Here is a 15,251-nt window from a genome sequence, read left to right on the forward strand (position 1 = left end):
CTCAAATATATAAGTTGAATATTAATTAATTGTTAAGAAGGTCTTTCTGCCCCAGATTTATTTTATAAAGCTCCCTTTGCTCATTGCTAAAGAGGATTTGAAAGGGAGATTTAAACACCATTGCTTCCGTTTGTTTTCTTCTGGTCTTTAAACATCCCAAAGGCCTCGAAAAATTTATTGTGTCTCCTTCTATTCCAAATAAGAACATTTTACCGTAGGTCAGTAAACCAAACATGTTGTTATTTGGACTGATATCGGCTGCGGTTACCTGAGCTCCGAGGTCGAATGAATTTTGTGGGATAATGCTATACTCTCCGGGGGAATCTGGTAAAACATAATGTTTGGTTATGAGGTTATTTTTAACCCTTCCCTTAGAGAAAATATGAAGTTGATCTTTAAACCAAAAAATAGCCTCACCGTCGAAGTTAAGGTCAGCCGGTGGGAATTCGGATTGATCTGCATAGCTGAATTTAATTTCTTCGGTTTTGCTTTGTCCTACCTTGTATATGACTAAGTCTTTCCGCTGGTTGCCATTGTTCCCAATGTCTGCCACATAAATATTCCCAGAAGCATCTGTAGTTAAGTCTTCCCAATCTTTATTTATGGTTTTAGAAAGGGTTAGGCTATCTAGAATATGTCCCTTTGAGTTAATTTTGAAAAGTTTGTTTTCTCCTCCACTGTCATTATGAGACCAATAGTTCCCATCATTACTTAGTGCCAAACCCGAGCTCTCATTCAGAGCTTTATCCAAATGACCAACACGCGTAATTTTAGCTTTTCTTCGGAAATTCTGAAAACCATTGCTTTCTTCTATCGAGCAGGAACAGGTCAAGATTTTAAAAGCAAAATAGAATAACGCCAACTGGGATTTTAACATAAATGGATTAAACTGGTATTTATTTTAAATTTACTTCTCTTGAACCAGATAGCGTAAAAAAAAATCTATTTTTGATAAAAGCATTTACTTATGTCTAAAGAAAAAAGTTCTGTGTCGGTTGTTCTCGCTGCTAATTTAATGATAGCCGTAATACTGGTTTTTATTCTATGGGTACTAAAAGATGTTTTGGTACCCCTATTTTTTGCTGCCATTTTGGCTATTTTACTGTTGCCAGTTTGTGTCTTCTTGGAAAAGAAAAAGTTTCCAAGAGTATTGGCAATTTCGTTAACCATCTTGACCGCTTTTGCTTTTGTTGTTCTTATGATAATGCTGATGGTGGGTCAGATAAAATCATTAAATGAAATTTGGCCAATGATGATTGAGAAAGGGGAGGATTGGCTAGAGTTAGGACAAATGTTTATATCGGAAAAGCTTAATATTCAACAAGATGAGCAACTTACTAGAGGAAGAGAGTACCTGTCTGAGTTGCTGAAAAGTAGCAGTTCATTTATCTCTGGTACGCTTTCAAATACTACTGGTTTTCTTGCCAGTTTAACCTTAATTCCACTCTATATTTTTCTAATCCTTTTATATAGAGATTTCCTTCAATCATTTTTATTTAAATTATTTAAGAATGTTGATAAAAATGAAGTGAATAAAGTGACGGGGAAAATAAAAGATGTCGCTCAAAATTATATGACTGGGCTTCTACTCGTTATTCTTATCATTGGTGTTCTAAATACTACTTCTTTGTTTTTTCTTGGTATTCAGAATGCTTTCTTTTTTGGTTTTTTTGCGGCAGTGCTTGTCTTGGTGCCATATATCGGTGTTGCCATAGGCTCTATACTGCCTATTATATTTGCGTTAATTACAAAAGATTCCGCATGGTATGCGGTGGGGGTAGCTGCTAGTTTTGGGGTAATTCAGTTCCTGGAGGGTAACTTCATAACCCCTTATATCGTTGGTTCTAAGGTAAGTATTAATAGTTTTGTGGCTATTGTGGCCCTTATTCTTTTTGGTAATTTATGGGGCATTGCGGGAATGGTGTTGGCTCTTCCACTTACAGCCATTATCAAGGTTATATTCGATTCGGTAGATAAATTAAAGCCTTGGGGTTTTTTATTAGGGGAAGCAGAATCTCCTAATGAATAAAATTCAAAATATCTTCAATGAATTCTCGATTATTACTGAGTCTGGGCACTTTGTTTTGACCTCCCAGTTTACCTCGTCTTTCCATCCAGTTATAGAAGGTTCCTTCTTTTACAAAATGAACTTTTGGCATGGATAAAGCCAAATCTCCTTTTCTTTTGGCATCATAATCAGAGTTGACCAACCTTAGTGTGCTATCAAGTTTATCAATAAAAAGGGAGGGGTCGGCAGGTATAGAACTACATTCTATGACCCATTCGTGGCATCCTTTAAGCTTGTCTTGCATATAAACAGGTCCTGCGGTAAAGTCTTTAATATTTATGCCGGTGAATTCACAAGCCGCGGTAATCGCCTTTTCTGCATTTTCAATAATAAGCTCCTCTCCAAAAGCATTGATGAAGTGTTTTGTTCTTCCTGATATTTTTATGCGATATGGTTTTTTGGAAGTGAATTTAACGGTGTCACCAATTTTATATCTCCATAATCCAGCATTGGTAGATATAATAATGGCATAGTTTTTATCTAGTTCGACCTCTTCAATGGTCAATGTCTTGGGGTGTTCCTCATCAATATTCTCCATCGGGATAAATTCATAAAAGACACCATAATCAAGCATAAGTAGCATTTCTCCTTCTTTAGAAAGGTCGTCTTGAACCGCAAAGTATCCTTCAGATGCATTATAGGTCTCTAAGTAGTTAACCGAATCAGATGGGAAAAATTTAGATTTGAAGAGTTCTCTATAGGGTTGGAAATTTACAGCCCCGTGCACAAAAAGTTCAAAATTCGGCCAGATATTAAGTAGATTATCTTCTCCAGTAGCTTCTAATAATCTTTCTAAGAAAACGACTGTCCAAGTCGGAACCCCTAAAATACTTGTTAGGTTTTCTTTTGGGCAAATTTCAATCATTTTTGCCAGCTTATCCTCCCAGTTGTCCATTAAGGCAACTTCAAGCGGAGGGGTTCTTAGGTATTCCGCCCAAGTAGGTAGGTTCTGCATAATAATGGCAGAAATATCTCCAACCTCTGTTCCATTATTGAATGGATTGCTTTGCAGTGAGCCTCCGATAGATAGCCCTTTCCCATCAAATAGTTTGGCATCTGGCTTTTCAGCGAGATATAGGGTAATTAGATCTTTCCCACCCTTATAATGGCAGCTTTCTAAAGAATCTTCAGAAACTGGAATGTATTTACTTTTGGCGTTGGTCGTACCAGAAGACTTTGAAAAAAGATTAATATTCCCTGGCCATATGACGTTTTGCTCACCTTTGAGCACACGTTCTATATTCGGATAAAAATCTTCATAAGTGACTATTGGAACTCGATCTTGAAATTGAGAAATGGAGACAATGTCCGCAAATCCGTTGATTTTACCGAATTCAGTTTTTCTAGCCTTATAAATAAGGCTTCTAAATTCTTGATCTTGAGTGTCGTGCGGGTTGTTTATAAATTCGTTAATACGCTCAATTCGGCGTTTTATAAAGAAGCCCAGGATTTCATTTAGAACGCTCAAAGTAAATATTGACTTTTAAAAAGTTCAAATAAAAGAGATTTCAAGCGTATTACAAATTTTTCGCTCTATTCGGATAATCCGTGATTAAACCATCGCAACCCATATCTTTAACGGTTTGCATTTCTTTAAAATCGTTGACTGTCCATGGAATGACCTTAATACCAAGGAAATGCAATTTTTTAACCTTGTTTGAATTGAGATGGTGAAAGTAAGGACTCCAAATATCAGGTTTAAATCCTAGCTTATTTATATTTAAATCAATGTCATTATCGTCATAAGGTTCAATTAATGCTGACAGTGAAACTTTTTGATATTCACCCGCATTAATTCGGGAATACCAATATTTAAGGATATTGAAGTCAAAGCTTTGAATAGTTACTCTTTCGGGCTCTAAATATTTGAAGATTACATCATGTGCCAAGTCAGAGAACTCTGCTACCTCTGGCTGAGAAATTCGATATTCTTCAGGAAGACTTTTTAATTCAATATTGTACTTTAAGGGGGCTATACCCTTACTTTTAGCATACTTTTCTGCTTTTTTTATGACTGTCTTAAGAAGGGGCTTATAGGCTTTTGTTTTTTTCTGTTCTGGATAAGCTGGATTCCCTCGCAAACCCACATCATACTTTTTTATTTCGGCATAGGTAAGTTCATAAGTGTTTCCTTTATTATCCCCAGTAATTGGTTTACCGAAAGGGTCGGTTGAAATGTCTGGATTAAAATATGGGTCATGAGACACTACCACCTTTTTGTCTTTTGAAATTACAATATCCAATTCCAAAGTTTCGACACCTTCGTCAATAGCCCGTATAAAAGCTGGAACAGTATTTTCGGGCATAAGTCCTCGAGCACCTCTGTGTCCTTGAATTTCAAATCGCTTTTGCTGTGCCATGATAGCTGTGGAGGTAAGGAATAGAGTACAAAAGGCTAAAAGCCAATTTTTCATTTTGGTTAATTCTAGTGATGAACATGCGTTTACATGCAATTTACTAATGCTTTTAGAAATAAATGTTACTTTTCATAAATACCTTTCACATTATGGGTTGTTCTTTGAAAGGATTAATACTTAATTTTGACGGACTTGTGAAATTTTTAATTTTAAAGGATGCAAATCAAAGAAATATTGGCCCTAGAGCCAAAGGAGCAAGAGGTTGTAGTTAAAGGCTGGGTTCGTACCAAAAGAGGGCAGGCTACGCTTTCTTTTGTAAGCATAAATGATGGCTCTACCATCAATAATATTCAAGCGGTAGTGGACGGAGAAAAGGTCTCTGAGGAAATAATGAAAAGGGTAAGCTGTGGAGCTTGTGTAAAAGTAAAAGGTAAGCTGGTAGCATCTTCAGGTTCCGGTCAGAATGTAGAGTTAGTGGCAGAGGAGTTGACAATTTATGGAGAAGCAGATGAATCTTATCCTATTCAACCCAAAAAACATAGCTTAGAATTCTTAAGAGAGAAAGCTCATTTAAGGTTTAGAACAAGTACTTTTTCTGCCGTTTTTAGAGTAAGGCACGCTTTATCATTTGCCGTACATCAATTTTATAACGAAAGAGGTTTTTTTAACCTTCATACCCCTATAATAACGGCTTCCGACGCCGAAGGTGCAGGCGAGATGTTTAGAGTGTCTACTTTTGAGCCAAATAAAGCACCTCTTAACCAGGAAGGAGAGGTAGATTTTAAAGAAGACTTTTTTGGTAGAGAAACTTCTTTGACTGTCTCTGGTCAATTGGAAGGTGAACTGGGTGCTTTGGCACTTTCTAAAATTTATACTTTTGGCCCTACTTTTAGAGCGGAAAATTCAAATACCACAAGACACTTAGCAGAATTTTGGATGATTGAGCCAGAAGTGGCTTTCCACGATTTGAAAGATAATATGGATTTAGCAGAGGATTTCATCAAATATGTGATTAAATCTGCCTTAGAAAATTGTAAAGAAGATTTGGCTTTTCTGGATACCCGTTTTCAGAATGAAGATAAAACCAAACCAAAGTTAGAGAGAAGCGAACATACCTTATTGGAAAAACTGGACTTTGTACTGGCAAATGATTTCGCCAGAATTACCTATACAGAAGCCATTGAAATATTGTTGAACTCAACACCTCATAAGAAAAAGAAATTTAAATTTCCGGTAGAGTGGGGCATAGACTTGCAGTCTGAGCATGAGCGTTTCTTAGTAGAGAAACATTTTAAAAAGCCCGTAATTTTGACCGATTACCCCAAAGGCATTAAGGCTTTTTATATGAAGCAAAATGACGATGACAAAACTGTGGCAGCCATGGATGTGCTTTTTCCTGGAATAGGGGAAATGATTGGAGGTTCTCAAAGAGAAGAAAGCTTAGTAAAATTAAAAAACAGAATGACGGAGATGGAAATTGACGAAGATAATCTTTGGTGGTATCTCGATACTAGGAAGTTTGGAACGGCCCCTCATTCTGGTTTTGGATTGGGTTTTGAGCGGTTGGTTCAGTTTGTGACTGGAATGGGGAATATCAGAGATGTAATTCCTTTTCCAAGAACGCCTGGTAATGTTGAGTTTTAAAGTTTAAATTCTTTTAGGTTTATAAAACAGACCGTATTGACATTTAGAAAGTAGTACTTTAGCTTAAAATAGTATCGAAAAAGTAATTAAATGCTTATCCCTTTATTAGTTTTCATAGGTCTTATAGGAGCCAACGTTATCATCAGTGTTTATCTTGAACGTAAAGTTTCTGCGTTTATACAGGACAGATTGGGGCCGATGGAAGTTGGAAAGTGGGGTTTGCTTCAGCTTTTTGCGGATTTAGTAAAGCTCTTGCAAAAGGAAGATGTTGTTCCAAGTGCGGCAGATAAAAGACTATTTAAGTTTGCTCCAAAGCTCATTTTTATGGCCATTTTTGCTGGCTTTGCTGTTTTACCAGTTACTTCAACTTTGCAAGGGTCTGCAGCACAAACAGGTGTATTTTTTGTTTTGGCTATCGTAAGTCTTGACATAGTGGGCATTTTAATGGCCGGTTGGGCATCCAGTAATAAGTATTCTCTTTTAGGGTCTATGCGTTCTGTGGCTCAGATAGTGTCTTATGAAGTACCTCTGGGCTTAAGTGTATTATGCGTTGTGGTCATTACACAAACCTTAGATCTACAGGAAATATCTTTTCAGCAAGGACTTTTCTCACCTGAGACCAATTATCTTTTCGGAATAAAAAAACTGGGTATTGACGTAAGCCAAGTAGGGGGCTTTTTAACGTGGAATATTTTCAGGAATCCTTTTCTGTTAATTGTTTACGTGATTTTCTTCATTGCGACATTGGCAGAAACCAACAGAGCTCCTTTCGATTTACCGGAAGCGGAATCTGAGTTAATTTCGGGTTATCATACGGAATACAGCGGATTTAGGTTCGCCATTATTTTCTTGGCGGAATATGGCATCATGCTTCTAGTTTCTATTCTTGGGGCGGTGTTGTTCCTAGGAAGTTGGAATTCTCCTTTACCAAATATGGGCAACTTTAAGTTGGCCTTATGGACTACCGGAGAGCCCGGTAGCATAAGCTCATATTTATGGGGAGCTTTCTGGTTATTTTCCAAAGCTTACGCAGCCATTTTTGTGATGATGTGGATTCGCTGGACTTTGCCTAGGTTAAGAATGGACCAGCTCATGTATTTGTGCTGGAAAGTATTAACACCATTTTTATTGGTATTACTACTCATCTCCACCGTGTGGAGAGTATTCATGGTTTACTGAAAAACTAGAAACCAATGCCACAAAATATTTCAAAACAGCTAGAAATTGCTATTCTAAGCCTTTCTCAAAAGGAAAAGGACAGGCATTTATTACGATTAATATCCAAGAATAATCTTTTGCGGGAGCAGATGCAGTTTACTTTGCTAGAAGATGAAAGTGATTTAACTTGGCGAAGAGAAGAATTAGTAGATTTGATGAACCAGCTTTTCGATAGGAAATCTTCTTATCCTGGTGTTTTATTGAAAGATATACGAATGGTGAGTGCTAAAATTACATGGCACAGGAGAGTTACAAAAGATAAGTATGGTGAAGCTGAGCTTGCCATTTATTTGCTGGAGAAAATATTGAATAATCATCAAAATCAAATTGCCAAAGCTCATAAAAAGGCGGATAGTTTGAGGGTTTATTTGGTAAGGAAGGCCATAGCTGTAATCAAGTATATTAATGCTCTTCATGAAGATTTTCGGATTGATTTTATTGACAGATTGGACAAGGTTTTGAGTCAATTACATACTTTTGAAACCAAATATCCAGCTTCGCTTTTAGACTTACCCAAAGCATTGCCTCAGAATGACTAAACCTTTACTCGTTATAAAATTTGGAACCTCTGCCATTAGTAATAAAAATGGAGAGCCAGATAAAAAAATAATTGCACAAATAGCCCTAGAGGTGAGTGAGTTACATAAAACGCATCATGTTGTTTTGGTATCTTCAGGAGCTGTGGGTGCAGGTAAAAAGTTCATCACCAAATATGATGGGAGTATAGCCAAAAGAAAGGCTGCTGCAGCCATTGGTAATCCAAGATTAATAATAAAATATAATCAAGCTTTTGAAAAGCATGGTATTCAAGTGGCACAGAGCTTGTGCGAAAGAAGGCATTTTGCGAATAGGGAATTGTTTTTAGAGCTTAAAGAAACTTACCAAGAGCTATGGGAAAACGGTATAATTCCTATTGCAAACGAAAACGATGTGGTTTCCGATAGAGAGCTAAAGTTTTCGGATAATGACGAACTGGCCACGCTTATTGCTGCTGGTTTTGGGGCTTCACATTTAATGATTGCCACAGAGTCGGGTGGTTTATTGGATAAGAATAAGAATCTTGTGAATCATGTGGCGGTCATAGATGACGCCGTTATGGACTTAGTGGATACCAGTAAATCTGCATTAGGTACTGGTGGAATGTCCTCGAAACTGACCTTTGCTAAACTGGCTAATAAAATGGGGATTAAAGTGACCATTTTTGGTATAAAAGAGGGTCAAGGTGGGATCTTAAAATCATTTGAACAAAAAGAAGGAACCACTTTTGATGCCAATAATATTAATCTTTCTGCTAGAAACAAATGGCTTTTAAGTGGTGGTTTAACTACCGCAAAGTTAATGCTTGACAAAGGTGCAGTAAAGGCTATAAAGAAAAGGAAAAGTCTTTTGGCCGTAGGTATAATGAGTGTTTCTGGCGTTTTTGGAAAAGGGGAGGTTGTAGAATTGGTTGATGAATTTAACGGTGTTATTGCGATAGCCAGAAGTAGAGAAAACTCTTCTTCTTTACAAGAAAAGCCACAGAAGTTAATTGTGGCTCATGCAGATGACATTGTTTTGGTTTAGCATTTATTGATATATAAAAACTAAAGGCATGGGGTATTAACCTCCTGCCTTTTTTGCTGCATACCCCTCCGAAATCAATAGGTTTAAAATTTTATCACGATGGTCGCCTTGGATCAATATCTCACCATCTTTAACGGCTCCACCAGCTCCACAAGCATTTTGAATTTTTTTCTTTAATACAGCCAAATCGAAGTCGTTTCCTTCGAAATCTGCTATTCTAGATACTACTTTATTTCCGCCCTTTCTATCTAACCACACTTTGAGTTTCTGAGTAGAATTATCAGGGGTGAAAATGTCTGAATTATCTTCATTAAAGGAGTAGTCTGGATTTGTGGAATAAACCACACCACTTCTTTTTTTATTCTTGTTGCTCATATTTTTATTCTTAAAGATTTTTCTCTGATGGAGATTTTGATCTTATTGGTGTCTAACCATTTTGGCTCTCCATCATAATGTATTAATGCTTTATCTTCTGTGAGAAGGTTAAAGGTCTTTTCTCTATAGTATTCTACAAATTTAGACTCTTTAATCTTTTTTCGAAAAAGTTTTTGTGCAAGATTAAGCCCTTGAAGTTTTGGATGGTCTTTAATAATGCAGCAGTCTATAAGACCGTCACTAATACTTGCTTCAGGAGTAATATAGGCGTTATTGCCAAATTGTGAAGCATTTCCGAAGGAGATGGAGAATATTTTGTAATCGGAATTATTGAATTTGATTTTTAGGGGCTCAAAATTGAAATAGGAGCCTAATCCCGCTCTGACATAATTTTTAAAACCCCTACCGGCTATTTTTGAAAAATTTTCAGCAGCAAGGGCATCAAAACCTATGCCTGCCGTACATAAAAAGGGAATGTCGTTTATTAGACCAGTGTCTATTTCTATGATTTTACCTAAGTTAATTCTTTGAATACAAGTTTTTTCATCATTAAAAATACCAAGATGCCTTGCCAGACCATTTCCAGAGCCTTTAGAAATAAGGTTTAATACGGTTTTGGTATGAATTAATTGGGAGGCTATTTCATTAATGGTACCATCTCCACCTACGGCTACTATTTCCTCAATACCCTCTTTTAGGAAAGATTTCACTATTTGGGTGGCATGCTGTGGTCTTTCGGTATATCTGATGATCGGATTATAGTTATCTTTAGAAAGATAAAGGTCTATATTTTTCTCCAGCGTTGATTTTTTACGATCTGTGCCAGAATTTGGATTAATTACAAAAAGGATGTCTTGTTTTGACAATTTTGAAAGTATAATTTTGCTTGAGAAAATTTAACAATAATAAGATGGAATCCAATAAAATACCTGTAGGATCAGAATATAAATTTACATTTAGCTTTAGTCAACAGCAGGTCAATGACTTTGCAGAACTTACTGGCGATCACAATCCCATTCATACGGACCCAGAATATGCGGCAACTTCGCGTTTCGGAAAATGCATTATTCATGGACATTTAGGAAGCAGTGTTTTTACAAGGTTTTTAGGTACAAACAAACCAGGAGGAGCGGGTTCTATTTACTTAAAACAAGAAACAGAATACCTTAGGCCTATGTTCGTGGACAAAGAGTATGAAGTTGTTTTTAAAGTAATGAGCATTAAGGAAGGCAAGCATATCGCAGAAATAGCCACAGAGGTTTATGATCCAGAAACTAAGAAAATTACGATTAGAGGTATTGGGACATTGAAAAACACCGAATTATACTAAAACGCATATAAAATAAAAGTTCCGGAGGACGACCTTCGGAACTTTCAAGTTTCTTCGTGAGATTCACAATAGGGAATTACATTCCTTCATTCTTCATGTCCTGTACTTCACTTCTTGTAGCTTTTGCAAAAACAGCAAGGTCTTGCATTCCTTTTCTTACTCGTGTGCCAGCAGCTTTGTTCTTCTTATCATAGAATTTTTCGAAATCATCTTGCATAGAAGCCACTAGGTCTGTTAGTTCTTGATACTTACTCATGGAAAAAAGGGTTATTTTAAATTATAATTTAGTTTAACTGTACGCAAGATATATTAAATCTGGAATAATTCTAAAAATTCAACAAAAAATATAACACATAAATACCCTTAGAGAACAGTTTAGGGCATTTATGTGCTAATTTCGGTGGTTTTTTTTTAACGATTCTAGTTTCTAGTTTTCGTCATTCCCGAAGTATTCTCCAGCCTTAAGTTTTCTTTGAACTTCTTCGAAACATTTCATAGTAAAATCTACGTCTTCCAAGGTATGAGAGGCTGTTGGTATTATTCTTAATAGAATAACTCCTTTAGGAACCACCGGATATACTATGATAGAGCAGAATACATTCATATTCTCTCTCATGTCTCTAATGAGGTTTGTAACCACACTTAAATTATAATCTCCATGAAGGAAAACTGGTGTTACGCAGCTTTCAGTTACGCCAATATCAAAACCTCTATCTCTAAAGCCTTTTTGCAAAGCTCTTACGATTGTCCAAAGGTTTTCTTTAAGCTGCGGATTAGTTCTTATAAGCTCTAAACGCTTTATGGCACCTTTGACAAAAGCCATAGGAAGGGCTTTGGCGTAAGTCTGAGAACGCATGTTGTATTTAAGATACATAATGATCTCCTTATCTGCTGCTACAAATGCCCCAATCATTGCCATTGATTTGGCGAATGTAGAGAAGTGTATATCCACGGCATCTTGAACACCATAATGCTCTGGTACACCAGAACCCGTTTCTCCCATGGTACCAAATCCATGAGCGTCATCTACTAATAATCTGAATTTGTATTTCTTCTTTAACTCCGCAATTTTATCTAGTGCTCCAACTGCACCAGACATTCCAAAAACACCTTCAGTAACCACTAAGATTCCACCTTCTTGTTCTTCTGCCACTTTGGTAGCACGAATAAGGTTTTTCTCAAGGCTATCCATGTCATTATGCTTGAAGGTATATGTTTTACCTCCTTTTGCACGGTGTAATCTTACACCATCAATAAGGCATGCGTGACTTTCGGCATCATAAACAACAATGTCTTTAAAGTCCACCATCGCTTCAACTGCAGACATTACGCCTTGGTATCCATAGTTTAAAAGGAATGCATCCTCTTTTCCTACATATTCAGCGAGCTGTCTTTCTAGTTCTTCATGAAGATCTGTATTACCGGTCATCATCCTAGCTCCCATTGGGTAGGCTAGGCCAGTTTCAGCAGCAGCTTCCGCATCTGCCTTAAGTACTTCTGGGTGATTAGCTAGGCCCAAATAGTCATTTAATGACCAGTTAAGCATCCTAGTTCCACCGAAATTCATAAAAGGTCCTAGAGGACCTGTAAGTTTAGGGAAAGAATAGTAATGATGAGAATAATGTGCTTGGGAGCCAATAGGTCCCATATTATTTACTACTTTTTCAAAGATATCTTTTACCATTAACCTTTGGTTTTAGAATTAATTTACTTGTTTCGCCTCAATGGGCGTTAAAAAGGTTCACAAAATTAAGGATTTATATTGAATTCTAAAATTATACTATTCTAAGAAAATTTACATATTATGATTTCTATCATAGGATTTTACTTATAAAATCACCTTAGGGGATTACACAGCATTTCCTGACTAGGAATTATTTTGAAAATAATTTTCAAATGTAACTTATTGAGTATGAATAAGTATGCCTTACAAAGGGTGAAATGTTTCAAAAAAACTTAAAATTATTTTGAAATCTATTTGACTTGTAAAAAACAATTGCTGTATATTTGCACTCCGTTTCGGCGACAAAGAGGGATGGGTGAGTGGCTGAAACCACCAGTTTGCTAAACTGACGTACCAGCAATGGTACCGCGGGTTCGAATCCCGCTCCCTCTGCAAAGAGTGTTTGGGTTACAAATTGGTCACTCAAACAGGAAATAGGAAACACCATCGGGGTGTAGCGTAGCCCGGTCATCGCGTCTGCTTTGGGAGCAGAAGGTCGCAAGTTCGAATCTTGCCACCCCGACAAAACCTGAGAGAAATCTCAGGTTTTTTTTTGCCCAAATTCTTCCTTTTTTCACTTGGGGAGTCCCTTGCAAAAGATCGGGGTCAAGAGCAAAAGTTGGGGGTCAAGAGCAAAATCTGGGGGATGAGTTCTTTAAGCATAAATTTGACATAGTCTAAAAAGGAAGAATTCAATAAGTAGCACTTCTAAATTGAGCTCTGAAATTTTCACTCCTTATCAATTGAAATATTTTTTTTATTAATCTCCAATTCAATAAGAGTTGGATTGAGCACAAAAAAAGACTTTTGGCTTTTAAGTTTTTTGCATGGTCTGATTACAAATCACTTTTGAGTGAGTCTTAGTGTGCTATGATTGTCGGAAGAGAATTAAGGTAGGATTTAATCTTTTAACTTTGATTTAACTTCAGGAAAGTTGTAAAAGGAAACTTCTTCAGGTTTAAAAAGTTGTAAATAAGTGACTTGAAGTGGCACATAAAAAAAAGGACTGGAACAAATTGCTCCAGCCTTTCCCGCTACTAAATCCACACAACTTTTATTTTAAATGTTTTTATTTCCTGACTATCTCTTTTTGATGTCCAAAGGTAGATTTTCTCATTATAGAACGCAAATAAATCTGAACTATTTTTATTGAGTGTAGAATTACAGAAGAAACGATTACTCTTCTGCATCATATTCCCATTACCTCTACTATATATACGGAACAAATGAATCAAGAGTTTGCTCGGCTTTTGTATTTTTTTTGCATGATGTCTAACTACCCTCCAAATCCTCTTTGTTATTAAGCAAGTGTCATTTATTCATAAATGAATTGAAATATTCTAAGTTCAGTGCTTTAATTGTCATGTAATGAGCTGTTTAAATTGTTAACAGCTAAGTAACCTATCCTTAACATTAAGTTAATCTTGGGGTCATAGCTTTGTGGCAAAATTCAGAGGAAAGGAATTTCTTATGAAAAACTAATGAATCATAAATACTATTAAGCACGTCTGTTTTGATTTCGGACGGGAGTCAAGTTTAAAAAAGTGAAAGAATATTTAAAAACTCCAAATTTCCCAAACAAATGAAATTTTCAAAAATGATTTTTGCCGTTTTAGCGGTATCTGTATTTCTTTTTTCGTCTTGTGACGACAACTCTGATGAGTGCAAGACTGTTTGTAGTGAAGGTTCTGTTTTAACGGCAGATTGTGATTGCGTAGCTGTTGATGTAAACCCTTGTGCTAATGTAACGTGTCCAACGGGTTTTGTATGTTCAGATGGAAATTGCATTCAGGTGAATGTTCCTGTTACCGAAGTAACTAAAGCGGGTTTACTTATTGCTGACGAAACTTGGACTGCTGATAAGGTATATATCTTACAAGGTAAAGTAGTAGTTTCTGAAGGTGTTACTTTAACTATCAAGCCGGGTACCATTATCAAAGGTGCCAAAGGAACAGGGTCGTTGGCTTCTGCTCTTATTGTAGCCAGAGGCGGGAAAGTAATGGCGGAAGGTACTGCTGATGCTCCTATTGTAATGACTTCAATCGAAGATAACATTGCAATCGGTCAGAAATTCGGTACTAATCTTACTGAAGAAGATAATTCTCTTTGGGGTGGACTTATTGTTTTAGGTAAAGCTCCTATATCTGCGGGTTCTGGTGCGGAAGCTCAAATTGAAGGAATTCCTGCTGATGATTCTTATGGTGCTTATGGTGGAAGTGCTGCTGCCGATAACTCTGGTGTTATTAAGTATGTATCTGTACGTCATGGTGGTGCTCTGATTGGTGACGGTAACGAAATCAACGGTATCACTTTAGGTGGGGTTGGTTCAGGAACCGTTATTGAATATGTAGAGGTTGTAGGAAACCTTGATGATGGTATCGAGTTTTTCGGTGGCTCTGTAAACTTAAGTTATGGTTTAGTTTGGGGTCAAGGAGATGACGGTTATGATATTGACCAGTCTTACTCGGGAACTATAGATGGTTCTATTTATATAGCTGGTTCTGATAGTGACCACGCTCTTGAAATTGATGGTCCAGAAAACGCTATTAATGCTGGCGGATTATTCACCGTAAAGAATAGCTCATTCAAAGGTAAAACTGGCGAATATGCGGACTGGAGATCAAATGCTCAAGGTACTTTGATGAATAACTACTTCTTCAATTTTGGAGCTGCTGAAGATATGGAATTAGATGACAACGCTGATGTTCAGGCTAACTATGTTGCTGGTAAAATTGTAATTGCTGGTAACGAGTTCAAATTGCCTGCAGCTGTAACGGCATTGTCTGCCATTTTTAAAGATACTTTTAAAACAGGAAATGATGCAGCTTTCAAAGCTGACATGACTGCTAAAAATAAAGCTGTAACTACAAGAACTGTAGGTGCAGACCCAGCGAAGTTCTCATGGACTTATGCTGCTTCTAAAGGTGCTTTAGAAGGATTCTAAGAAAGATTCCAGGTGGGGTTATTTATAAC

Annotated in this window: 14 protein-coding genes and 2 tRNA genes; 9 read left to right on the plus strand and 7 right to left on the minus strand. The window is 36.8% G+C overall.

Features of this window, described 5'->3' with window-relative positions; all coding sequences use genetic code 11:
• Positions 1–25: 25 nt before the first annotated feature.
• The gene (locus ACSBFT_RS01695) at positions 26–877 is read right to left on the minus strand and encodes a hypothetical protein (protein WP_489603094.1); all 852 of its coding nucleotides are present in this window, start codon (positions 875–877) and stop codon (positions 26–28) included.
• A gap of 90 nt (positions 878–967) precedes the next feature.
• On the opposite strand from ACSBFT_RS01695, the gene ACSBFT_RS01700 reads away from it, so the two are divergent.
• Positions 968–2,029: an AI-2E family transporter gene (locus tag ACSBFT_RS01700; RefSeq protein WP_463047606.1), complete on the plus strand. Its 1,062-nt coding sequence runs from the start codon at positions 968–970 to the stop codon at positions 2,027–2,029.
• On the opposite strand, the gene ACSBFT_RS01705 is transcribed toward ACSBFT_RS01700, so the two are convergent.
• Together ACSBFT_RS01705 and ACSBFT_RS01710 are read right to left on the minus strand one after the other, a co-directional pair.
• Positions 2,019–3,536: a GH3 auxin-responsive promoter family protein gene (locus ACSBFT_RS01705; protein WP_489603096.1), complete on the minus strand. Its 1,518-nt coding sequence runs from the start codon at positions 3,534–3,536 to the stop codon at positions 2,019–2,021. The two genes, ACSBFT_RS01700 and ACSBFT_RS01705, sit on opposite strands and share 11 nt — an antisense overlap.
• 49 nt (positions 3,537–3,585) lie before the next feature.
• Positions 3,586–4,482, minus strand: a complete 897-nt coding sequence (locus ACSBFT_RS01710) for a glycerophosphodiester phosphodiesterase family protein (protein WP_489603097.1) — start codon at positions 4,480–4,482, stop codon at positions 3,586–3,588.
• A 159-nt stretch (positions 4,483–4,641) separates the two neighbouring features.
• On the opposite strand from ACSBFT_RS01710, the gene asnS reads away from it, so the two are divergent.
• The 4 genes from asnS (at position 4,642) to proB (ending at position 8,850) form a co-directional block, all read left to right on the plus strand.
• On the plus strand, positions 4,642–6,069 hold the full coding sequence (asnS, locus tag ACSBFT_RS01715) for an asparagine--tRNA ligase (RefSeq protein ID WP_489603099.1): 1,428 nt from the start codon (positions 4,642–4,644) through the stop codon (positions 6,067–6,069).
• Positions 6,070–6,159: 90 nt separating this feature from the next.
• Entirely contained in the window at positions 6,160–7,248 is a 1,089-nt protein-coding gene (locus ACSBFT_RS01720; protein ID WP_489603101.1) for a complex I subunit 1/NuoH family protein, read from the plus strand.
• 14 nt (positions 7,249–7,262) lie between these two features.
• Entirely contained in the window at positions 7,263–7,826 is a 564-nt protein-coding gene (locus ACSBFT_RS01725; protein WP_463045969.1) for a hypothetical protein, read from the plus strand.
• On the plus strand, positions 7,819–8,850 hold the full coding sequence (proB, locus tag ACSBFT_RS01730) for a glutamate 5-kinase (RefSeq protein ID WP_463045968.1): 1,032 nt from the start codon (positions 7,819–7,821) through the stop codon (positions 8,848–8,850). The genes ACSBFT_RS01725 and proB overlap by 8 nt, the downstream gene beginning before the upstream one ends.
• A 36-nt stretch (positions 8,851–8,886) precedes the next feature.
• Here proB and ACSBFT_RS01735 read toward each other — a convergent pair whose 3' ends face one another.
• Together ACSBFT_RS01735 and ACSBFT_RS01740 are read right to left on the minus strand one after the other, a co-directional pair.
• On the minus strand, positions 8,887–9,225 hold the full coding sequence (locus ACSBFT_RS01735) for a translation initiation factor (protein WP_463045967.1): 339 nt from the start codon (positions 9,223–9,225) through the stop codon (positions 8,887–8,889).
• Positions 9,222–10,091 (minus strand): diacylglycerol/lipid kinase family protein, encoded by an 870-nt coding sequence (locus ACSBFT_RS01740; RefSeq protein WP_489603102.1) that lies wholly within the window; start codon positions 10,089–10,091, stop codon positions 9,222–9,224. Before ACSBFT_RS01740 ends, ACSBFT_RS01735 begins: the two co-directional genes overlap by 4 nt.
• Positions 10,092–10,135: 44 nt before the next feature.
• Between ACSBFT_RS01740 and ACSBFT_RS01745 the strand changes: the two genes are divergently transcribed.
• A complete protein-coding gene (locus ACSBFT_RS01745) occupies positions 10,136–10,555 on the plus strand; it encodes a MaoC family dehydratase (RefSeq protein WP_463045965.1) in 420 nt (139 codons plus the stop codon).
• Positions 10,556–10,631: 76 nt separating this feature from the next.
• On the opposite strand, the gene ACSBFT_RS01750 is transcribed toward ACSBFT_RS01745, so the two are convergent.
• Positions 10,632–10,811, minus strand: coding sequence for a histone H1 (locus tag ACSBFT_RS01750; RefSeq protein WP_463045964.1), 180 nt, complete (start codon positions 10,809–10,811; stop codon positions 10,632–10,634).
• 171 nt (positions 10,812–10,982) lie between these two features.
• On the minus strand, positions 10,983–12,239 hold the full coding sequence (locus ACSBFT_RS01755; protein ID WP_463045963.1) for an aminotransferase class I/II-fold pyridoxal phosphate-dependent enzyme: 1,257 nt from the start codon (positions 12,237–12,239) through the stop codon (positions 10,983–10,985).
• Between the two features lie 345 nt (positions 12,240–12,584).
• On the opposite strand from ACSBFT_RS01755, the gene ACSBFT_RS01760 reads away from it, so the two are divergent.
• From ACSBFT_RS01760 to ACSBFT_RS01770, 3 genes are all read left to right on the plus strand, one after another.
• A tRNA-Ser gene (locus tag ACSBFT_RS01760) sits at positions 12,585–12,671 on the plus strand.
• 55 nt (positions 12,672–12,726) lie between these two features.
• Positions 12,727–12,801 (plus strand) — tRNA-Pro (locus tag ACSBFT_RS01765).
• A gap of 1,059 nt (positions 12,802–13,860) precedes the next feature.
• Entirely contained in the window at positions 13,861–15,222 is a 1,362-nt protein-coding gene (locus ACSBFT_RS01770) for a hypothetical protein (RefSeq protein WP_489603104.1), read from the plus strand.
• Positions 15,223–15,251: the final 29 nt, after the last annotated feature.

It is taken from the genome of Arcticibacterium sp. SM2516 (assembly GCF_057914865.1).